Raw genomic sequence first — 20,187 nt, forward strand, 5'->3', positions numbered from 1 at the left:
AGACGCTGTAGCTAGCGCTTCGGCTTGGGCAGCACAATTCTCCCCTGTGAGGCAACGTCGCCCCACTTGGCGGACCACCCGACTTCCGAGGCCGAGGATGGCTCGATGCCCGCCTGACCTCGGGCCCCCTGCAGTGCAAACAGGGCGCCCTGGGGATCGACACATCGTGCGATCCAGCAGCCATCGGGCAATTCGATCGGACCTTGGAGGATCCGGCCTCCACCGGCATTCACCTGCTTAGTCGCAGCGCCGATGTCGTCGACATTGAAGTAATGCAGCCAGCATGGCTGCGCTACGCTCGGAAGTTTCGTCAGCATGCCGCCGACCGTTTGTCCGTCCGCCGAAAACAATTGATACCAGTCCGCTGGATCGGCTTGAGCGTCGGCCTTCTGCCAACCAAATAATGCTCTGTAGAAATCGAAGATCACGGTCCGGTCGCCGGCCAATAGCTCGTGCCAACCGACGCGCCCCGGCTCGTCCAGCCCGCCCGGCTTCGATCGGCCATGTGTCGGTTCCTCGATCAGACCGAACGTCGCCTTCTGCGGATCGGCAACGACTGCTATTCGGCCAATGTTGGTGTCGGTCGGCGGCACAAAGATCGTGCCTCCGAGACGCCTGATCTGTGCGGCGGTCCCGTCCAGGTCATCGACGGCGACGTAACCCATCCATCTCGGCGTTGCCCCCAATCTCCGCCCCTCGTCCGGGATATCCAAAAGTCCGCCGACCGGAACGCTGCCGCTGCGAACCACCGTGTAAGCCAGCTTCGGAGTCGACTCATCCTTCAAACCCCAGCCGACCGCCTTGCGATAAAATGCGCCTGCTGCCGCGACATCCGTGGTCAGGAGTTCGTACCAAGCGAAACGTCCGAGTTGATCTGCCACGCCGATCTCTCCGTTCAAGCCTGGATGCGATTGCGGCACCGCACCAAGCTGCACTCCGTGCGCGCCCGCCATGTACGTGGATCGGTGATGCCCTGTGTCAACGGGTCGGGCCGATGCTGTTCATGAAGATGAATACACTCTGAACGTGCGGCGCCACGCTTTTGGGCGCGCAATTGTTGCCTGCCCTATTTTCCGGGCGTAGAGTTAGCGCGGCTGGGATGCTTCTTGCAATGCACGGAGGTTCGACCATGCGGCAGGCGAAGCGATCTTCTAAAACGAAGAAGCGAGTAACCAAAGTCGCCGTGCCTGCGTTCGGGGCGGCAGGCCTGACTTTTTCGCTAGCGGGAGGCGCATCGGCATCGGCCGTGCCGGCACCCGACGTACAGCATATGCCGAACCTTGTACCGGGTCAGGCAATCACGCTCGATGAAGAGGAAATGGCCGACGTCAGCCTCGCCACCTTCCATCTCTTCGACAAGGAAAACGTCGGTAGCCGCGTGCAGTTGGCATGGCGCGGATGCGGTGGTTGCCGCGGCTGCAGAGGCTGTCGAGGTTGCCGCGGTTGCCGATGTGGCGTCGGTTGCCGGTGTGCTGGATGTGCTGTTGGTGTTGTAGGGTGCGCCGTATCATGCGCGGGTTGCTGCGCATCGTGGGGGCGCTGCCGCTGGTGCTAGGCCTCGGCGCGTTCCGAATTGCCTGTCCACAAGCCGACATATCTCATTGGCCGGCCCCTTTGTCACGGCCGGCCAAATGCTTGGTTTCTCTACGGCGCTTGCATCGATGGCTTGCCGGTGACGGGCGAATTTGTTTCAACTCTCTGGGAAAATACCAGCGCGCGGGCACGAAGATCCATCTTGCGCCGGCGATCTGACGTAACGGCAACCGGATCGGCGTGCTGACGCAATGAATGCCAATAGCAAGACCCGCGTCCCGCGGCAGACCCGCAAAGACCTCCTCCGATTTGCACCGAACTTCACCGCCTACTTACTGCCTCCCGATGCGGTTTGCCTCTATTCCGAGGATCGCAAGTTCTTCCTGCACGGCGAACTCTACTGCGCCTTGGCCACCGCGATCGGAGAACATGGCAACGCCAGGCCGGCGATCATTCGCCAGCTTTCGAAGCGCTTCCCGGCCGACAAGATCGAGGAGGCGATCAAGCGGCTCCTCGAGCGCCGATATGTCGTTGCGCGGGTATCGCCAGCATTCGACGAAGCCGTCGGCGGTTTTTGGGCAAGCCTCGGCCTGTCTCCGGAAGTCGCGGAGCAAAATCTTCGCAGTTGCTCCGTGCGGATCGAGTCGATTGACGTCAAAGGCGCCAAGGAGCTGACCGCGTCCTTGAGTAAGCTCGGCGTTCAAATCGCCAAGCGCTCGCCGAAGCTCACGATCACGCTGGTGAACGATTATCTTGACCGCCGGCTCGCCGAACTGAACCAGGAACGCGTAGCCGGCAAGACGCATTGGCTGTTGGTGCAGCCGTCCGGCGCGTTTCCGCTGGTCGGGCCCATGTTCAAACCGGGCGAAAGCTCGTGCTGGACTTGCCTGTTCGATCGCATGATCCGCAACAGGGAGATCAAGGGGTTTCTTGACCGGGGACCGGCGCGTGCGGTCGCCATATCGCCGCTCGTCAACCATCCCGTCGGACGGACCGCAATCCATTTCGCAGCCGTCGAGATCGCCAAGGCAATCGCCTCGGGCTTTCGCACTGATCTGCGCGATCACATCGCAAGCTTCGACCTGGCCGGCGCCGTCATCGCAAAGCACTATGTCGCGCGACGCCCGCAATGCCCAACCTGCGGCAGCAAGAAGCTGCACAACCCGCGCCGATCCCCGGCCCTGGTCGAGATCGCCGAAGGCAAGAAGCTCGTCATGACCAGCGGTGGATATCGCACCATGACGTCGCGGGCCACGGTGTCGCGCTTCCGCAAGCATGTGAGCCCGCTGACCGGCGTGGTCACGCGGCTTGAGCGGATCGAGGCCGATCTGCCGATGAACACCAATTACTTCGCCCAGCATAATTTCTCCGCGCCGGCCCACAGCATCGACCAGCTCAGGTCCGGACTGAGCGGGGGCAGCTTTGGCAAGGGCTCGACTGCCGAGCAGGGCGAGGCCAGCGCGCTGATGGAATCGATCGAACGCTATTCGGGCATTTTCCAAGGCGATGAGATCAGGACGACGCGCCGCTTTGTCGATTTCGCGCCCGGCGACGCGCTTCTTCCCAACGACGTCCAGCTCTTCAGCGAAACGCAGTTCAAGAACAGGTTTCTCCAGCAGCCGGACGATCCCCATCCGGTTCCCGAGCCGTTCGATCCCTCGACGAGGACCGAGTGGTCGCCGGTCTCATCGTTGCGCGACAAACGCTTCAAATATCTGCCGACCGGCCTGCTGTACTTCTTCTATGGCGGCTTTCATACCGATTCCAACGGCTGCGCGGCCGGCAATACCCGCGACGAAGCCATCGTTCAGGGCTTCCTGGAACTGATCGAGCGCGATGCCTACGCGATCTGGTGGTATAATCAGGTGCAGCGCGCCGCGGTCGATCTCGAGCAATTCGACGATTTCTATGTCCGGGATCTCCAGGCTCAATTTGTGGAAGCCGGGCGCAAGCTCTGGGTGCTCGATGTCACCACCGACCTCGGCATTCCGACTTACGTGGCTATCATGCACTGGATGCAGAATGGACACGAAAATATCGAGTTCGGTTCCGGCGCGCATTTCGACCGCCACATAGCCCTGTTGCGCTCCCTCACCGAACTGACCCAATTTATGTCCGTCGGCATGATGGGCGGCGCAAGCGGCGAGAAGCCGACACTTGACGGTGTCACGCCGCTGCGCCTGGAAAACTACCCGTTCCTGACACCGAGCGACCGCCCGATCGTCCCACCGGCGCCGAGCCTCAAGCTCCACGACAATACGCGTGACCAGGTCATTGCCTGCGTCGAGATCGCCGCCCGTGCGGGCTACGATTTCCTCGTCCTCGACCAGACACGTCCCGACGTCGAGGTTCCGGTCGTCAGAGTGCTCGTTCCCGGCTTGCGTCATTTCTATCGCCGCTTCGCACCGGGCCGCCTTTACGATGTGCCGGTGAAGCTCGGATTGTTGGACCGGCCGCGACTGGAAAGCGATCTGATTTCATTCCTTCCGCACACCTGAAGGGTTGCTCTTTCGTGCGCACCAACAGGAAAAAACCGACCGGAAAGATCGCGCCAGACATTGCGGCCCGATTGAGCCATCGCTTCTCCCTCCAGATGCAGCCGGACGGAAACCTCGTCGCCTTTCTGGGCGACTATTCCGTCAACCTCGGACAATTCAGTAAGGCCGCGATAGACCGCGCGCGACATCTGAGCACCGGCCTTCCGCTCGCGTCCTTTGCAGGCAAGAGCGCCGTCGCGAGAGACGTCGACGCCCTGGTACACCGCTTGGCCCGGCAGGGGCTTCTGGAATACCGCCTCTCCTCCTCGCGCGACGAGCGGGACCTCGTGGTCATCGAGCCTCAAGTCCCCGAATACTGGCCGCGACGCGCGAAGCTGGGCAGCCGTGATACCATTGTGTTGTCACGCTTTGCCTATCTGCGCCGGCGCGGCAATGAGATGGTTCTGGAATCGCCACGCGCCGGCGCGCTGTTCCGGATTGGCGATCCCGCCGTCGCCGCCACCCTTTCTGCGCTGTCGCAGCCTCAGAAGATCGGCAAGCTCAACCTGAAGGCAGCCACTTTCAATCTCTGTCTGCTCGAACTGTTGGTGGAAAGCCGGATCCTGCTCAAGCTCGATGCGAAAGACGGACAAGGCCTGCGAGTGAATGAAGGCGACGGCAATCTCGTTCTCTGGGATTTCCATGACCTGGTGTTTCACACGCGGAGCACGGAGGGGCGGCAAGCCAATCCGGTCGGCGCCGCTTTCACCTATGCGAGCATCGTTCCGCCGCTGCCTGCGGTGCGCCCGCCCTGGCCCGGCAGCAAGATCGACCTACGCAAATTCTCCTCCCCGGAGCCGAACTCCCGCTTCTCGAAGCTGTTGCGCGAACGCCATTCAACACGAGATTTCGACGACAAGAATCCTGTCACGCTCGGCGAACTCGCACAGTTTCTCGACACCACCGCGCGCGTCGTGTCCGAATGGAAGAGCGGCCCGTATTTTAACGGCGGTCCCGACGTCACCTACAGCACGAGGCCATATCCGTCGGCGGGCAGCGCCTACGAGCTGGAATTGTACCTGACGGTCTCGAACTGCGAAGGGCTTGCGCGCGGACTCTACCACTACGATGCAGGGAGCCACGCGCTGGTGGCGATCAGCGCCTCCACCCAACAACTCCAGGCGCACGCGGTGGCAGCCCAGTTCGCCATGGACGCGCCGGGTCAGCCACAAATCCTGATCACGATCGCGGCGCGCTTTGGGCGGGTCTCCTGGAAATACAGCTCAATCGCATATTCGTTGATCCTGAAGGATGTCGGCAGCCTGATCCAGACGTTTTACCTGGCCGCGACCGATATGGACCTCGGCGGCTGCGCCATCGGGAGCACCAACATCGACCTGTTCGCGACAATGACGGAGCTGGAATTCCATATAGAAGGCCCGGTCGGTCAATTCGCGCTCGGGCGCGGCAGGAAGCTCGATATCCCGAGCTAGAAGCTCGGGTAGTTCGGCGCTCGCCTCTCGCCAGTCGCGCTATTGCAGAGTGGGATCGAGCCGGTCGCGCAGCCAGTCGCCGATCACGGAGACCGCCAGCGTGGTGACGACGATGGTGGTCGCCGGCGCCAGCATGATCCAGGGCGCCCGGGTAAGGTATTCGCGGCCGTAGCCGACCATGTTGCCGAGGCTGGTCATCGGCGGCTGCACGCCGAGGCCGAGGAAGGACAGGCCCGACTCCATCAGGATCACCTCGGGGAAGACCAGCGTCGTCGACACGATCAGGGTCGAGGCGATGTTGGGCAGGATGTGCCGGAGGTAAATCCGCGACGGCGTCGCGCCGAGCTGACGGACCGCGGCGGCATAGCCTTGGGCGTTGGCGGAGATGGCCAGTCCCCGCGCGATGCGGGCGTAGCGCTCCCAGCCGAACAGGCCCATCAGGCCGATCAGCAGCGGCAGCGAATTGCCGAAGAAGGCGAGCACGGCCAGCGCCATGATCAGGAAGGGCATGCTGGCCTGGAAATCGGTCAGCATCAGCACGAGCTGCTCGACGGTCCCGCGGAAATGCGCGGCGAAAAAGCCGAGCGTGGTGCCGACAATCGCCGAGATCGCGGTGGCGCCGAAGGCGATCAGGAGCGAGATGCGGATCGAGACGAGGAGGCGCGACAGCACGTCGCGGCCAAGCTCGTCGGTGCCGAGCCAGTGCGCGACATTGCCGGGCGACGCCAGACGATTGCGCAGGTCGAGCTGGGTGTAGCCATAGGGCGCGATCTTCTCGGCGAAGGCCGCAATCACCAGCATCGCGACGATCCAAGTGACCGCAAGCGCGACAGACACCGGGATCGCCGGCAGGCTGATGCGGCGGCGGACGCTAGAGCCCTTTCCGTTCCGATGAAATCGGAACGGGGCTCTAGATTCCAGTTTTGACGCGTTTTCTCTACGCGAACCGGTGTCCACTTCGCTTGAAAGCGCTTCGGTGTCCTTCAGCGTCGCGTCGGTCATGCATGCGCTCCCTTGGCGCGCAGCCGCGGATCGAGGAAGCCGTAGAGGAAGTCGACGACCAGGTTCGACGTGACCATGGTCAACGCAACCAGCAGCAGGATGCATTGCACGACCGCGAGGTCGCGGTTGGCGACGGCGACGACAAGCAGGCGCCCTACCCCCGGCCACGAAAACACGCTCTCGACCACGACGGCGCCCGCGATCAGCGTTCCCACCATGAAGCCGAGAATGGTGACGGTCGGGATCGCCGCATTTGGCAGCGCATGCGAGGTCACCACCCTGCGCCACGGCACACCCTTGGCGGAAGCCGTACGGATATAGGGCTGGCCCAGCACCTCCAGCATCGCGCTGCGGGTGAAGCGCGCCAGCACCGCTGCGCCGCCAAGGCTCAGCGTCGCGATCGGCAGGATCGCGTGACGCCAGCTGTCCTGCCCGCCCGACGGCAGCCAGCCCAATTGCACGGCGAAGACGAGAACCAGCAGCAGCGCAAGGACAAAACTCGGCACGGTGAACCCGGCGACCGCCGTCATCATCACGGCACGGTCGATCGCAGAGCCGCGATGCAGCGCGGCGTAGATGCCGGCGGGGATGCCGAGTGCCACCTTGAAGACGAAGGCCGGCAGCGTCAGCGCCAGCGTTGCCGGGATGCGCTCCAGCACGAGCTCGATCGCGGGGCGGCCGTCGCGCATGGAGCGGCCGAGCTCGCCTTTGGCGATGGCGCTGAAGTAATCGAGATACTGAAACCAGATGGGATCATCGAGGCCCCAGGCTTTGCGGAAGGCCGCGATGACCTCCGGTGGCGCTTCCGGTCCCAGGATCATCAACGCAGGATCGCCCGATAGCCGCAGCACGACGAAAGCGAAGGTGACGACCAGGACGATCGTCAGAGCCGCGCGCCCGATCCGAATGGCAAGATAACGCCCCATCACGCGGCGTCCCGCGTTTCGACCTGCGGACCGGTCACCAGATGGCACGCGACCTGCCTGTCGCCGCCGACGACCGAGAGAACCGGCACTTCGCTCGCGCAGCGCGCGATCGCGCGCGGGCAACGCGGATGGAAGGCGCAGCCTTGGGGACGCGCGGCCGGGTTCGGCGGATCGCCCGCCAGTACGATGCGGCCCGCGCTGCGGCGGCCGGGCGCCGGCGAGGCCGAGACCAGTGCCTGCGTATAGGGATGCTCCGGCCGGGCGAACAGATCGTCGGCGCTGCCGATCTCGACGATGCGGCCGAGATACATCACGACGACGATATTGCTGATCTGGCGGACGACGCGCAGGTCGTGGCTGATGAAGAGCAGCGTGAGACCAAGCTGAGCCTGAAGATCGGCGAGCAAATTCACCACCTGCGCCTGGATCGAGACATCGAGCGCGCTGACCGGCTCGTCGCAGACGAGGAAATCAGGTTTTGTCGCTAACGCCCGCGCCAGCACGATGCGCTGGCGTTGTCCGCCCGAGAGTGCGCCGGGATAGCGCGCGCCATGCGCAGGCGTCAGTTCGACCGCCTGCAGCAATTCGCGCACCCGCTCATCGCGTTCGCCCGGCGTACCGAGGCCATGAATGTCCAAGGGCTCGCGGATCTGTGTCGCGACCGGCAAGCGCCGGTCCAGCGCTCCCAATGGATCCTGGAAGATCATCTGCATGCGCGCCCGCTGCGCGCGCCACGCCTGCGTGCCAGGCGCTGCCATGGGCTTGCCGTCAAACCGCACCTCGCCGCGATCGGGCGGCTCGAGGCCGAGCACGATGCGACCCGTGGTGGATTTACCCGAGCCGGACTCGCCGACGAGGCCCAGCGTTTCGCCCTTGGGAATCGTGAGCGAGACGCCATCGACCGCATGGACGGCCGTGCTCCGGCCGAACATCCCGGAGCGCATGCTGTAGCTGCGCGCGATCGCGGACACTTCGACGAGCGGCGCGCTCATTCGGCGGCGATCCCAAGCAGTGCGCGGCGCGAGGCCTCGGCCCGGATGCACGCGACCGCGCGGTCGTTCGTGATCGGTGCCAGGCTCGGCGCGGCGAGGCCGCACGGCCCGGCCGCCAACGCGCAGCGCGGCGCGAACGCACAGCCATCAGGCATACTCGCGGGATCGGGCACCGTGCCGGGAATGGCGGTGAGGCGCCGGCGCGGACCGTCGAGCGGCGGCAGCGCGCCGATCAGGCCCTGTGCGTAGGGATGCACGGGATCGGCGAAGAGCTGGTTGGCCGGCGCCTCCTCGATGATGCGGCCGGCATACATCACCGCGACGCGGTCGCAATTCTCGGCGACGACGCCGAGGTCGTGGCTAATCAGGACCATCGCCATGCTCATCTCGCGGCGGATCGACGAGAGCAGCTCCAGGATCTGGGCCTGAATGGTGGCGTCGAGCGCGGTGGTCGGCTCGTCCGCAATCAGCAGGTCGGGATTTCCGGCGAGCGCCATCGCGATCATGATGCGCTGGACCTGACCGCCGGAGAATTCGTGCGGATAGGCGGACAGCCGCCGGCCTGCGTCGGGAATGCCGACGAGATCGAGCAGCCGCCGCGCTTCGGCCCTCACTGCCTCACCGGAGAGACCGCGATGCAGCGCCAGGGCCTCGCAGAGCTGCTTGCGGATGGTCAGCACCGGGTTGAGCGCGCTCGCCGGATCCTGGAAGATCATGGCGACCCGCCCGCCCCGGACCCGATCGAGTTCAACCGCGGGCGCGCCCAGGAGCTCGTGCCCGTCGAGCCGCACCGAGCCCAGGACCCGCGCATGCCGCGGCAGCAGGCCCAGCGCGGCAAGCCACGTCACCGACTTGCCGGAGCCGGATTCGCCGACGAGGCCGAGGGCCTCGCCCTTGCGCAGGGCGAGATCGACGCCACGCAGCACCGGCACGCCGTTGAAGGCGACGCTCAGGTCCTCAATGCTGACCAGCGGCGACACCTCAGGCCTCGAAATTGCCGGCGCGGAAATCCATCGCGAAGGCGGGCGATGCCTTCCACTTGATCGATTTCGGCTTGGCCGTGAAGGTCGCATTCTGATGCAGCACCGTGTAGGCGGGGTCCTCGCGCTCGGCGATCTCCAGCATGCGGTGGAACGCCTTCTTGCGCGCCGCGCGGTCGGTCGAGGTTTCCAAGAACTCCGAAAGCGTGTTCAGCTCGGCGTTGGTCCACTCGCCGATCTGTTGCTGCTGGCCGTTCGGCCCGTGCTGGGCGACCAGCGAGGAGACGGGATCGTTGAAGGCGGCCGAGTTCGACCAGTCGCGCACGGCGCGCGTGGGCGCACGTTCCATGATCTGCGACCAGTTCTCCTTGGTCTCGATCTGCACGTTGAGGCCGACCGACTTCCACATCTCGACCAGGACCTGCGCGGTCGCGACCTGGTTGGTGTAGTAGTTGTTGAGCAGGCGATACGGGATCGGATCGCCCTTGTAGTTGGCCTGCTTCAGCAGGTCCTGCGCGAGCTTCGGATCATAGGCAGGCACGTTCCAGTCGGCGTTGAACATGTCGCCGTAGAATTCCCACTGCAGGCCCTTCGGCACGCGGGTGCGGCCGGCCCACAGGCTGTCGACGATGGCCTGGCGGTCGATCGCGTGGGTAAAGGCGCGCCGCACCAGCGGATTGGCGAGCTGGGCGTGGTTCTTGTCGAACACGGTCAGGCGGTGATTGAGGATGGTGCCGCCCTGCACTTCGAACGCCGCATTCTTCTCGATGCCGGCGATCTGGTCCGGCGGGATGTCGCAAGCGAACTGGTACTCGCCCGAGAGCAGCCCGTTGATGCGGCTCGCGACTTCAGGGACTTCGAGGAAGCGGATGCGCTTGAGCGGCGGACGGCCGCCCCAATATTCATCGTGTGCTTCCAGCGTCAGCGAGACGTCGGGCTTGAGCTCGACGACCCGGTAGGGCCCGGTGGTAACAGGCTTGCGCGCCCAGTCGAGATAGCTTGCGGACTCGTCCCAGGCCCGGCGGTTCATGATGTCGGAGCCGTAGCGCGACAGCCGGCCTTCGATGGTGACGTCGGGCGTCGCGTTGTAGAAGCGCACGGTGTATTTGTCGACGGCGTCGACGCGCACGAGGTCCGGCCAGATCCGGCGCGCGACGGCGGGCACATCGGGCGGCAGTTCCTTGCCCGGACGCGGCGTCGGGATCTTCTCGAAGGCCTGGATGGTGGAGCGGCTCTTGGCCTCGGTCTCGCCGAACATGCGGTCGCGGCTGAAGGAGAAGACCACGTCCTCCGCCGTCAGCTCGTCGCCATTGTGGAACTTGACGCCCTGGCGCAGCTTCACCTCGACAGTCTGGTCGTCGATGCGGCGCCACTCGGTCGCAAGGCCCGGCACGGCCTCGAGGCTGCCGCGCCAGTTCTTGGAAATCAGGCCCTCCCAGATCGAGGAGAAAAACACGCGCTCGCCGACATTGGACTGCTCGCGCAGCACGTCCAGCACGTTCGCGTTGGTCACCTTCTGCACGGCGATCGTCACCGACGGACGATTGTCGCCTTGCGCGATAGCAAAGCGCGGCAGCAGCAGCGTGCCCGCAGCCGCGGTGCCGGATTTCAGGATGGTGCGACGGGTGAGTTTGCTCATGACGATAGGCCCTGCCCTTGATGAGGTCGGTTATTCTGCGAGGCCAAGCGCGGCGAGATGGGCTGCGCCGGCGCGGACGTCGTCGTGGTTGCGGAGTTCGAGGATCAGCCGCGGGTTCGAGGTCAGCCGGCCCAGCGCGCGGAACACCGCGACCCACGGGATGTTGCCTTCGCCCGGCGCCCAGTGCCGGTCGGCAAAGCCGTCGGTGTCCTGGAGATGCACATGCGTCAGCATGTCGCCGGCGGCCTCGACATAGTAGTCGACCGGCGGCGCGCCGGTGGAGATGTGCGCGTAGTTGGCGTGGCCGGTGTCGAGCGAGACGCGGACCTTGCCGCTCTCCAGCGCCTTGGCGAGGCGCACGCGGTCGCGCGGATCCTTGTCCTCGATGTTCTCGATGACGATCTCGCAGCCGGTCGTCTCGGCACGCGCGATCACTTCGGCGAGGGTCGCCCTGACCCGTTCGACCAGATTGCCGCGATTGTCCGGATAGAGATCGAGATTGTTGTGGTCCCAGGTCGTGAACGGCGAATGGATCACCATCTGCGTCGCACCGAGAAACTCTGCGGCCTCCAGCCCCTGGAGCAGACGCTTGGTCACCGCCTGCCGGATCATGGGATCGTGGCTGTCGATCTTGAAGCCCCAGAACGGTCCGTGAATGCCGAGACGGCCCGTATAGCCCGCGAGCATCTGCTTGATGTCGCCGGCGGTCGCACGCCAGTCGCTATCGAGGAGATCGGCGCGGAAGAAATCCTGGATCTCGAGATCGCGCTGCCGTTCCAGAAGCCAGTCGCGATGCGCGGGGATCGATTTGATGGACAGTGCGGCGCCCAACACCGGCTTCGACATGGCTTGCTCCTTTGACCGTCAGCAATGACGGGAGCAGCGCTAGACCAGTTCAATGACAGGCCCGTGAAACCGATGTTCCGCAGCGTCGAGCAGATGTGGACATCCCGCGCGTCGCCCGCATCGATGTTGTGCAGCGGCGCTGGCGTCGATGCAGGCACGTGCAGTCTGCCGCAGAAGCAAGCTGAATCGTGTCCGTAGTGCTCCGGAATGGAATCCTATTCCGATGTCGCGTACATCGCGCGACATCGATCGGCGGCCACTTCCAAGGGCATCACCCTCTGATCGCGCACCACGGGGTTGGGGGACCACATGGGGCGGGGGATCGAAGGCTGGGGCAAGGTGACGAGGTCCGGACTCCTAGGCACTCCGGACCTCGCGCTTTCCTTCAGCGCGAGCCTGCCAGCATATCGCTAGGCCCACATAGACCCACTCCACAGCAGCTCCGGCTGGCGCCTCAGCTCACATCGCATCCTTCAGCGTCAGCCGCGCCGTGAACGTCACGCTGATCTTGCCGACCAGCGCCATTCCCTCGACTTCCGCGCCGCCGGGGAAATAATCGCCGGAAAAGCCGCAAGTGACCTCCCTGCCTCCGAAGACGAGAGACCGGCCGACCGCTTCGGTGTGCTGATTGACGATCATGTCGCCACGCCATTTCCCGTTCCGGAACGTGTAGCTCCCGGTGTAGTAGAAATAGCTGTCGCCGCCCATGATACGCCCGTCGCAGAGCACGACCACGCCCCTCGCCTGCCCGCGCTTGCCGTCACGCATTTCGATGTCGAAGATGTAGAGGCCGTTGACGACGCTGGCCTCTTCACCCGTTTCTGAGCCTTCCCCGGCCGACATCAGATCGTCTCCCCAGCAATGTCGATCCGCCGCGTCATTCAGTTCGGTACGTTCCGCTCGAGATCCTCGAGCCATGCCGCTGCGCTCGAATCCGACGGTGCACGCCAGTCGCCGCGCGGCGACAGCGAGCCGCCGGCCGAAACCTTCGGGCCGTTCGGCATGGCCGAGCGCTTGAACTGGCTGAAGGCGAAGAAGCGGCGCAGGAACACTTCGAGCCAGCGGCGGATCTCGGGAAGCTCGTAGGCCTTGCGCCGATCGTTCGGGAACGCTGGCGGCCATTCGCCCTTGGCGACATCCTTCCATGCCTGGAGCGCCATGAAAGCGATCTTGGACGGCCGCATGCCGAAGCGGAGCGTATAGAACAGGTTGAAATCCTGGAGCTCGTAGGGGCCGACGGAGGCTTCGGTGCTTTGCGGTTTCTCGCCGGGCTTGACCGGAACCAGCTCGGGCGAGATTTCGGCCGACAGGATCGAGGCAAGCGTCCGGTTGACGTCATCGCTGAACTGCTGCGAGGCGATCACCCAGCGGATCAGATGCTGGATCAGCGTCTTCGGCACGCCGGCATTGACATTGTAGTGCGCCATCTGGTCGCCGACGCCATAGGTGCACCAGCCCAGCGCGAGCTCGGAGAGATCGCCGGTTCCGATGACGATGCCGCCGTGGTGGTTGGCGAGGCGGAACAGATAGTCCGTGCGCAGACCCGCCTGCACGTTCTCGAAGGTGACGTCGTAGACCTTCTCGCCCTTGCCGAAGGGATGGCCGATATCCTTCAGCATCTGGGTTGCAGTGGTGCGGATGTCGAGTTCCTGCCAATTCGTCTGCAAGGACTTCATCAGCGCCAGCGCATTGGTCTTGCTCTCGCTGCCGGTGGCAAATCCCGGCATCGTGTAGGCGAGGATGTTTTCACGCGGCAGGCCGAGCAGGTCGACGGCCTTGGCGGCGACGATCAGCGCGTGGGTGGAATCGAGCCCGCCCGAGACGCCGATGACGACGCGTTTGGTGCCGGTCGCGCGCATGCGCTGCACGAGGCCGGCGACCTGGATGTTGTAGGCCTCGTAGCAGTCCTGCTCGAGCAGGCTCTCGTCGCTCGGCACGAACGGAAAGCGCTCGACCTTGCGCAGGAAGCCGATATCGGAGGCCGGCGGCTTCAACGCGAACGTCACCTGGCGGAAGAACGCCTCGCGCTGCCGGCGGTTGTCGTCGAACGTCCCCATCAAGGCGCGTTCCTGCCTGAGCAGGTCGAGATCGACGTCGGCGAACGTGATCTGGCCGCCCTGGCGGAACCGCTCGCCCTCGGCCAGCAGCACGCCGTTCTCGTAGATCGAGGTCTGGCCATCCCAGGCCAGATCAGTGGTCGATTCCCCTGCCCCTGCGGCGGAATAGACGTAGGCCGCGAGGCAGCGCGCCGAGGTCGATTGGCACAGCAGTGCGCGCGAGCGCGCCCGGCCGATCGTGATCGGGCTGCCCGAGAGGTTGATCAGCACGCTGGCGCCTGCGAGCGCGAGCTCCGAGGCCGGGGTCACCGGGATCCACATGTCCTCGCAGATCTCGACGCCGATGGTGAGGCCCGGCACGTCCTCGGCCGCGAACAGCAGATCGACGCCGAACGGTGCATGCAGCCCGCCGAAGGCGATCGTCTCTCCGGCGATGCCGGCGCCGGAGGCGAAATGCCGCCCCTCGTAGAACTCACGGTAGGTCGGCAGGTAACTCTTCGGCACCACGCCGAGGACGTTGCCGCGATGAATGACGACGGCGCAATTGTAGATGCGATGACCAAAGCGCAGCGGCGCGCCGACGATCAGGACGGTCATCAATGCATCGGAGGCCTCGACGATGGCCGCGAGACCGCGCTCGACGGCGTCGAGCAGCGGATCCTGCTTGACCAGGTCTTCGATCGCATAGCCGGACAGGCACAGCTCGGGAAACACGGCAACCGCCGCCGACTGTTCGTGGCAGGCATTGGCGGCCGCCAGGATGGCCTTGGCATTGGCCGAGGGATCGGCGACGTGGGAGGTGGTCACGCAGGCCGCCACGCGCGCAAATCCGTGGGCGTAGATCGAGTGGAAAGTCATCGAGCGCAGTACCTTTAATCTCTTTCCGGCCGGCCGCAGCCGTCAGCTCCAGCCTATGTAGCTCATCGATCCGGCTCCGGGCAGGCCATTCGCCATCATGCATAACGGATTTGCGCCTCGCTCTGGCCGGCGAGCTCAGGCGCTGCGGGCCAGGACGCCGGTCAGATCGTCGCGCAGCCACTGGGCGATCCGGGGCCAGGCATGCGCGTGGGTCCGCGCACCCATGAACAGGCCGAGGTGATTGCTCGGCTCGGAGGCCGCCGCAATGAAGGCTGGCGGCGTGCCGACAAGGCCGGCGGTGGCGAGCGCCTGCGTCACCGGCACCACTTCGTCGTCGAGCCCGGCCAGCAGGAAGATCGGCGCCTTGACGTCCTTCAGATCAATCGCGCGGCCGAGCGCCACGAAGTTGCCGCCGGCAATCTGGTTCTCCCGGAAAATCCGGTTGACGATCTCGAGATAGTAAGTGCCCGGCAGATCGAGCGTCTCCACGTTCCACTGGTCGAAACGCGCGAGCAGTGCCCCGCCTTCCTCGTCGGATAGGCCCACTTGCAAGGCGGCTGCGATATCCTCGCGGCTTGGCGTCCTGGACCAGAAGCGCAGCATCTCCTCGCCACTGACATTGCCTCCGCCACGCGCGACGAGCTGGTCGTAGACCATCTCCGGCGCGTTGCGGGCGAGCCTGGATAGCGAGGAATCGATCGACAGGTCGACCGGAGCGCCGACCAGGACCAACCGCCGCACCTTGGCCGGAAAGCGCGCCGCATAGAGCAGCGACAGCCAGCCACCCTGGCACAGGCCGACGAGATCGACCGGGACGCCGATCTCGTCGATGGCGACGTTGAGATCGGCAAGATAGCTGTCGATCGAGAGATAGCGCATGTCAGGGGTGGCCGAGCGCCAGTCGGTGAGATAGACTCGGTCGATGCCGCCATTCTGCAGCGACTGCACCACGCTGTGGCCGGGCGCGAAGTCGGCGATCAGGGCCCGATGCAGCGCATAGGGTGCGCAGACCAGCGCCGGCTGGCCGGACCGGTCCTTCGTGCAATCGCGCAGGTGCATGGTCGCAAGCTCCAGCGCGACCGTGTTGGGCGTCGTCCACGGCAGGCTGCTGTCGGCAGGCTCGTCCGGCCCGCGCTCCATCCATCCGAACCAGGCGTCCATGGCGAGCCGCGCCGCCGCAAACGGCCACAGCAGCGGATCGCCAGGGACATGGTCCGGCCCGCCCGGCTGTTTGCCTGTCTTCGCCGCCATGGCTATCTCGCGATTCTCACAGGAATGCCTCGAAGCTGATCACGGAAATGCTGAGGTCGACAAAACTCCGATGGGCTGCAGCCACAGAACCGTCGAGGTCGATGCCACGGCAGGCATCCTCGATCACCACGACCTCGCACCCGGCCTTGCGGGCGTCCTCTGCCGAAAAGCGGACGCAGAAGTCGAGCGCGAGCCCCGCGACGAAGACGGTCTCCAACTCGCGCTCGCGCAAATACCCGAGCAGGCCCGTCGGCGTCCTGTGGTCGTTCTCGAACAGCGCAGAATAGGAATCGATGCCGCGCCGAAAACCCTTGCGCACCACCAGGCTCGCCCGGGTGACGTCCAGCTCCCCATGGAATTCGGCGCCCGCCGTGCCCTGCACGCAATGCGTCGGCCAGAGCACCTGGCTGCCGTAGTCCAGCTCGATGGTCTGGAACGGCTGCTTGCCCGCATGATTCACCGCGAAGGAGACGTGGTCGCTCGGATGCCAGTCCTGGGTCAGCACCACATTGGCGAATTTTTGGGCGATACGGTTGATGGCTGGCACGACTTTCTCGCCGCCGGGCACGGCCAGTGCCCCGCCGGTGCAGAAGTCGTTCTGCACGTCGATCACCAGCAGCACGTCGCGGTCGGAAATCTTCATCGCAAGGCCCCATTCCATTTGCCGGCTTCGCCGGCGCCGAACGCTCCCTCCAATGTCGATCTTCCGGTGCGGCTTCGCAACCGCCGATCGCGTGTGGCCATATCGCGCTGGTGGCCAAGGATCGTCTCCAGGATGCAACGGTTTGGCCTCGTCCGTGTTGACTAGGCACAATCAAGCGAGGATTCTCAAACCGTCCGCAAACTGCGGATCGGATCAGGAGCGGAGGCAAAGGTTCCCGAAGGCCGGCAAGGCCGCGGCGACCAAAGGGTCATGAGTATCGGCAAGACAGGAAAAATTCTTCTCGCCGATATCGGCGGCACAAATGCGCGCTTTGCGCTGAGCCAGAGCGAACCGGGCAACGGCGACCAGACCGGACCGATCGACTATGTGAAGGTCGCCGACTTCCCGACCGTCCAGGAAGCCATTGTCGACGTGCTGGCGCGCCGGGCCGGCGGCGAACCGCCCCAACGAGCCGTGCTGGCCGTCGCAGGCCCCGTCACCAACAACCGCTGCGTCATGACCAACAGCCCCTGGGTCATCGACGGCAACGAGCTCCAGCCAACGCTCGGCTTCAACAGCGTCCATGTGCTCAACGATTTCGAGGTGGTCGCCTGGTCCCTGCCCGCCTTGCGGCCCGCCGATCTGATCCCGCTCGGCGGACAAGATGGCCTCCCCGGAGAACCGTTGCTGGTGGTCGGACCCGGAACCGGCTTTGGCGTCTCCTGTCTGGTCGAGCGCCATGGGGCGCGGCTGGCCGTCGTCACCGAGGCGGGCCACGCGACGCTGCCGGCAGAGAACGAGCGCGAGGAACGCGTGATCGCGTCCTTGCGCCGACGTTTCGGCCATGTCTCCATCGAGCGCGGTGCGCTGTCGGGCTCCGGCTTGCAAAGCCTCTACGAGGCACTCGCGGAGATCGACGGCGTCCAGGTGCCGCACCGCGACGCGGCCGCCATCACCAAGGCCGCCCTGGATGGCAGCTGCTCGGTCAGCCGCGCGACGCTGGAGATGTTCTGCGCCACCCTGGGCTCGGTCGCGGGCAACCTCGCGGTGACCTTCGGTGCCCGCGGCGGCGTCTATATCGCCGGCGGGATCGTGCCGCGCTTCCCGGAGTTCCTCGCGGCCTCCGCGTTCCGCGCGCGCTTCGAAGCCAAGGGGCGCTTCCAGGACTATTTGCGCAACATCCCGATCCGGCTGGTCACGAAGCCTGATGCGAGCTTCCTCGGCCTCAAGATGTTCGCCGACCACAATCCTGATTGAAGTGCGGCCGGCCGAGACCGTCCGGTCCGTTAACTAATTCACAGCTGATTGCATCCAAAGCGGGGTTCCACGCAGGATCGTGCTTGCCCGATTGTTTCCCATGGGAAACAATCCCCCCGAGTGTGTGGCGTAGTTGCGGGGGCGTGACATGCGTAAACCGGATCTGGGCTTCGACTATCACCGTTATCACCGCCTGCTGACCGAGGCGGATGATGACGACAAACGGCTGGCGCTGATCGAGCTCCTGATCGAGGAAAAGGCGCGAGACCGGCTGGCCGCCCAGCGCGCCTCGGATCGGGCCGCCATGACCGCCCATACCATCGCCACGGTGCTGAGGAACGGTCGCGGCTGAGACTTGCAGTCCCGCGCCGGGAGGCGCGAATCCGCGAGCCGATTGCGATTCCGTTAACGATCCCTCGCAATCTCGCGTCAAACTTTTTGCTCTAAGAGTTCCCTCACCTGATGCAATTCAGGGGTCAACACAGGGGGGAATGAACATGAGCATGATTTCGCTCGCCGCGATGCCGGCCGCCGTCGAAACGCGTTTCGCCGATTCTTCGTTTAAGACCATCTTGCTGTTCTGCTGCACGTGCCTCGTCGCCTCGTTCGGCCTGATGGCGCACGGCATCGACCTCACCGCCGGCCTGATCTGAGAACCCGACGAATTCCTTCGTCAAATGGCCGCCCCCGACGGGCGGCCATTTTCGTTGGCGATCCCTGCGCGGCGCCTGCTCCGTCGGTCAGCGCGGTACCTTCACCGTCGCTCAGTGCGGCGCCTTCGCCGTGGTTTCCGGAAACATCGAATCGATCATCGCCTTGAGCTGGTCGATCGAAATCGGCTTGCGCAGGATGGGCCTGCGGCGGAGCAGCGACGGCAGGAGTTCCGGCCCGTAGCCGGTGGCGAACAGAAACGGCTTGCCGCGGCGCTCGATCAGGTCGGCGACGGGATCGACGTAGAGCCCCATGAGGTTGATGTCGAGGATCGCGAGATCGTATTGCGCGGTCATCGCAAAGGCGCTCGCGTCCCGGACATTGTCCGCTTCCGCGACGACATGGTGGCCGAGCTCCTCCACCATGTCGGCCATCATCATCCGGATCAACGCCTCGTCTTCGACCAGGAAAACGGAGAGTCCGTCCGCCATATCAACCCCGCAGTCAACTTGCGAAGCTAATCATACCCGAATTGCGGAAAGGATTCACGAATTCGTGGCGGGCGCCGTTAATTCGTACGCTGGCGATCCGATTCAACTTGATCAATCCAGCCCGCGCTCGTGGCTGAGGCGTACCATCTCCTGGATGAAGACCTGCTTCTGCTTGTCGTCGAGGCTCGAATAGAGCGGTTCGGCGGCGTCGGCGACATTGCGCTGGTCGGCCGCCCGGTCGATCAGGAACTGCGCCTCGTTGCGCATCTGCTCGATGATGTCGTCGGGCGGATCCCGCTTGGCGCGCGCAACCCGCAAGTTGAGCCGCTCCGCACCATTATGCCCAAGGTAGTGCATGGCGCTGGAGAACCCGTACCAGTGCTTCTCCTGATCTGGGGTGAGATTCAGTTCGGTCTTGATCCGCTCGATGTAGGAATCGCTGTTGGCGACGATCTGTTCAGCCGACTGTTGCGGCGCGCCGCTCTGGGTGAGGACCGTGACATCCTTGTTGTCCTTGGTGTCCTGCGGCGCGTTCTTGGCTTCCTTGCTCGCCTTGGCCCCCTTGCCCGCCTTGGCGCTCTTGGCATCCTTGTCCTTGCCGGCGCCTTGCTGCTGCTTGGCATCCTTGGCCGCGTCCTTGTTAGCGTCCTTGGCGGCCGGCGCCTGGTTGCCATTGTTGCCGACGCCGAGCACGCCGGTGAAAACGCCAACCACGCCGCCGATCGCACCGCCGAGCACGCCACCGACCGGACCGGCCGCCTTGTTCCCGGCTGCCGCCCCCTCCTGAACGCCTTTGACCAATCCTTGAGCGTTCGCGACTGCGGCTGCGCCGAGCAGCAGCGCGAGCACGGACCCCAGCGCGAGCCATCGTCGCAGGTAAAGCCGCGCTGGCGGCGCCGGGTTGATCATTCTCGTCTCCATCGTCGAACTGATTGGCGTGTCCGGGTGGGAGCCACCCGCTGGTTGCAACACTATCGTTTCCGCCGCTTCCAGGTCCAGACGCAGCCAATTGCTGTCCACGCCCGAAAAGTCTTTCACGCGAAGCGGTTATGCAGGCTTATTCGAAACTGCGGCGTAATTGCGCACGGATC

Annotated in this window: 18 protein-coding genes; 5 read left to right on the forward strand and 13 right to left on the reverse strand. The window is 64.7% G+C overall.

Translation table 11 applies throughout. From position 1 onward, the window contains the following. Positions 1-11: 11 nt before the first annotated feature. A complete protein-coding gene (locus WN73_RS39530; protein ID WP_231166481.1) occupies positions 12-881 on the reverse strand; it encodes a VOC family protein in 870 nt (289 codons plus the stop codon). Positions 882-1,784: 903 nt separating this feature from the next. Here WN73_RS39530 and WN73_RS39535 point away from each other — a divergent pair. Beyond that, positions 1,785-4,031: a TOMM precursor leader peptide-binding protein gene (locus WN73_RS39535; RefSeq protein ID WP_028174013.1), complete on the forward strand. Its 2,247-nt coding sequence runs from the start codon at positions 1,785-1,787 to the stop codon at positions 4,029-4,031. 95 nt (positions 4,032-4,126) lie between these two features. After that, a complete protein-coding gene (locus tag WN73_RS39540) occupies positions 4,127-5,503 on the forward strand; it encodes a SagB/ThcOx family dehydrogenase (protein WP_271557931.1) in 1,377 nt (458 codons plus the stop codon). Between the two features lie 39 nt (positions 5,504-5,542). Here the strand turns inward: WN73_RS39540 and WN73_RS39545 are convergent, their stop codons facing one another. From WN73_RS39545 to pncA, 10 genes are all read right to left on the reverse strand, one after another. Further along, positions 5,543-6,505, reverse strand: coding sequence for an ABC transporter permease (locus tag WN73_RS39545; RefSeq protein ID WP_271557689.1), 963 nt, complete (start codon positions 6,503-6,505; stop codon positions 5,543-5,545). Further along, positions 6,502-7,431, reverse strand: a complete 930-nt coding sequence (locus tag WN73_RS39550) for an ABC transporter permease (RefSeq protein ID WP_271557691.1) — start codon at positions 7,429-7,431, stop codon at positions 6,502-6,504. Before WN73_RS39550 ends, WN73_RS39545 begins: the two co-directional genes overlap by 4 nt. Next, positions 7,431-8,423, reverse strand: a complete 993-nt coding sequence (locus tag WN73_RS39555; protein WP_028174010.1) for an ABC transporter ATP-binding protein — start codon at positions 8,421-8,423, stop codon at positions 7,431-7,433. Before WN73_RS39555 ends, WN73_RS39550 begins: the two co-directional genes overlap by 1 nt. Next, positions 8,420-9,403 carry an ABC transporter ATP-binding protein gene (locus tag WN73_RS39560; RefSeq protein ID WP_271557693.1) on the reverse strand — a complete coding sequence of 328 codons (984 nt, stop codon included), beginning with the start codon at positions 9,401-9,403 and terminating at the stop codon, positions 8,420-8,422. Before WN73_RS39560 ends, WN73_RS39555 begins: the two co-directional genes overlap by 4 nt. 1 nt (position 9,404) lies before the next feature. Continuing rightward, positions 9,405-11,042, reverse strand: coding sequence for an ABC transporter substrate-binding protein (locus WN73_RS39565; RefSeq protein ID WP_271557695.1), 1,638 nt, complete (start codon positions 11,040-11,042; stop codon positions 9,405-9,407). Positions 11,043-11,072: 30 nt separating this feature from the next. After that, on the reverse strand, positions 11,073-11,888 hold the full coding sequence (locus WN73_RS39570; RefSeq protein ID WP_271557697.1) for a sugar phosphate isomerase/epimerase family protein: 816 nt from the start codon (positions 11,886-11,888) through the stop codon (positions 11,073-11,075). A 459-nt stretch (positions 11,889-12,347) separates the two neighbouring features. Beyond that, positions 12,348-12,731 (reverse strand): GrlR family regulatory protein, encoded by a 384-nt coding sequence (locus tag WN73_RS39575; protein ID WP_038967432.1) that lies wholly within the window; start codon positions 12,729-12,731, stop codon positions 12,348-12,350. A gap of 38 nt (positions 12,732-12,769) precedes the next feature. Next, on the reverse strand, positions 12,770-14,803 hold the full coding sequence (locus WN73_RS39580; protein WP_028174005.1) for an NAD(+) synthase: 2,034 nt from the start codon (positions 14,801-14,803) through the stop codon (positions 12,770-12,772). A gap of 135 nt (positions 14,804-14,938) precedes the next feature. Next, complete coding sequence (locus WN73_RS39585; RefSeq protein WP_011087319.1) at positions 14,939-16,054, reverse strand: alpha/beta fold hydrolase; 1,116 nt, start codon at positions 16,052-16,054, stop codon at positions 14,939-14,941. 16 nt (positions 16,055-16,070) lie between these two features. Beyond that, complete coding sequence (gene pncA / locus WN73_RS39590) at positions 16,071-16,715, reverse strand: bifunctional nicotinamidase/pyrazinamidase (RefSeq protein WP_271557701.1); 645 nt, start codon at positions 16,713-16,715, stop codon at positions 16,071-16,073. Positions 16,716-16,967: 252 nt separating this feature from the next. On the opposite strand from pncA, the gene glk reads away from it, so the two are divergent. The 3 genes from glk to WN73_RS39605 all read left to right on the forward strand — a co-directional run bounded on the left by glk (position 16,968) and on the right by WN73_RS39605 (position 18,607). Further along, positions 16,968-17,954 carry a glucokinase gene (gene glk / locus WN73_RS39595; protein ID WP_028174004.1) on the forward strand — a complete coding sequence of 329 codons (987 nt, stop codon included), beginning with the start codon at positions 16,968-16,970 and terminating at the stop codon, positions 17,952-17,954. 148 nt (positions 17,955-18,102) lie between these two features. Then, a complete protein-coding gene (locus WN73_RS39600) occupies positions 18,103-18,306 on the forward strand; it encodes a hypothetical protein (protein WP_028174003.1) in 204 nt (67 codons plus the stop codon). Positions 18,307-18,451: 145 nt separating this feature from the next. Then, the gene (locus WN73_RS39605; protein WP_271557705.1) at positions 18,452-18,607 is read left to right on the forward strand and encodes a hypothetical protein; all 156 of its coding nucleotides are present in this window, start codon (positions 18,452-18,454) and stop codon (positions 18,605-18,607) included. A 111-nt stretch (positions 18,608-18,718) separates the two neighbouring features. Here the strand turns inward: WN73_RS39605 and WN73_RS39610 are convergent, their stop codons facing one another. Together WN73_RS39610 and WN73_RS39615 are read right to left on the reverse strand one after the other, a co-directional pair. Beyond that, on the reverse strand, positions 18,719-19,096 hold the full coding sequence (locus WN73_RS39610) for a response regulator (protein WP_011087322.1): 378 nt from the start codon (positions 19,094-19,096) through the stop codon (positions 18,719-18,721). A 111-nt stretch (positions 19,097-19,207) separates the two neighbouring features. Beyond that, positions 19,208-20,005 carry a Spy/CpxP family protein refolding chaperone gene (locus WN73_RS39615; protein WP_028174002.1) on the reverse strand — a complete coding sequence of 266 codons (798 nt, stop codon included), beginning with the start codon at positions 20,003-20,005 and terminating at the stop codon, positions 19,208-19,210. Between the last annotated feature and the right edge of the window lie 182 nt (positions 20,006-20,187).

Source organism: Bradyrhizobium sp. CCBAU 45394 (assembly GCF_028128655.1).
Lineage (GTDB): Bacteria > Pseudomonadota > Alphaproteobacteria > Rhizobiales > Xanthobacteraceae > Bradyrhizobium > Bradyrhizobium diazoefficiens.

Excerpts from the sequence above, each read along its gene's own strand:
- WN73_RS39535 (WP_028174013.1), top strand. The coding sequence starts at position 1,785 with ATGAATGCCAATAGCAAGACCCGCGTCCCGCGGCAGACCCGCAAAGAC.
- WN73_RS39540 (WP_271557931.1), top strand. The coding sequence starts at position 4,127 with ATGCAGCCGGACGGAAACCTCGTCGCCTTTCTGGGCGACTATTCCGTC.
- WN73_RS39545 (WP_271557689.1), bottom strand. The coding sequence starts at position 6,505 with ATGACCGACGCGACGCTGAAGGACACCGAAGCGCTTTCAAGCGAAGTG.
- WN73_RS39550 (WP_271557691.1), bottom strand. The coding sequence starts at position 7,431 with ATGGGGCGTTATCTTGCCATTCGGATCGGGCGCGCGGCTCTGACGATC.
- WN73_RS39555 (WP_028174010.1), bottom strand. The coding sequence starts at position 8,423 with ATGAGCGCGCCGCTCGTCGAAGTGTCCGCGATCGCGCGCAGCTACAGC.
- WN73_RS39565 (WP_271557695.1), bottom strand. The coding sequence starts at position 11,042 with ATGAGCAAACTCACCCGTCGCACCATCCTGAAATCCGGCACCGCGGCT.
- WN73_RS39570 (WP_271557697.1), bottom strand. The coding sequence starts at position 11,888 with ATGTCGAAGCCGGTGTTGGGCGCCGCACTGTCCATCAAATCGATCCCC.
- WN73_RS39575 (WP_038967432.1), bottom strand. The coding sequence starts at position 12,731 with ATGTCGGCCGGGGAAGGCTCAGAAACGGGTGAAGAGGCCAGCGTCGTC.
- WN73_RS39580 (WP_028174005.1), bottom strand. The coding sequence starts at position 14,803 with ATGACTTTCCACTCGATCTACGCCCACGGATTTGCGCGCGTGGCGGCC.
- WN73_RS39585 (WP_011087319.1), bottom strand. The coding sequence starts at position 16,054 with ATGGCGGCGAAGACAGGCAAACAGCCGGGCGGGCCGGACCATGTCCCT.
- pncA (WP_271557701.1), bottom strand. The coding sequence starts at position 16,715 with ATGGAATGGGGCCTTGCGATGAAGATTTCCGACCGCGACGTGCTGCTG.
- glk (WP_028174004.1), top strand. The coding sequence starts at position 16,968 with ATGAGTATCGGCAAGACAGGAAAAATTCTTCTCGCCGATATCGGCGGC.
- WN73_RS39600 (WP_028174003.1), top strand. The coding sequence starts at position 18,103 with ATGCGTAAACCGGATCTGGGCTTCGACTATCACCGTTATCACCGCCTG.
- WN73_RS39605 (WP_271557705.1), top strand. The coding sequence starts at position 18,452 with ATGAGCATGATTTCGCTCGCCGCGATGCCGGCCGCCGTCGAAACGCGT.
- WN73_RS39610 (WP_011087322.1), bottom strand. The coding sequence starts at position 19,096 with ATGGCGGACGGACTCTCCGTTTTCCTGGTCGAAGACGAGGCGTTGATC.
- WN73_RS39615 (WP_028174002.1), bottom strand. The coding sequence starts at position 20,005 with ATGATCAACCCGGCGCCGCCAGCGCGGCTTTACCTGCGACGATGGCTC.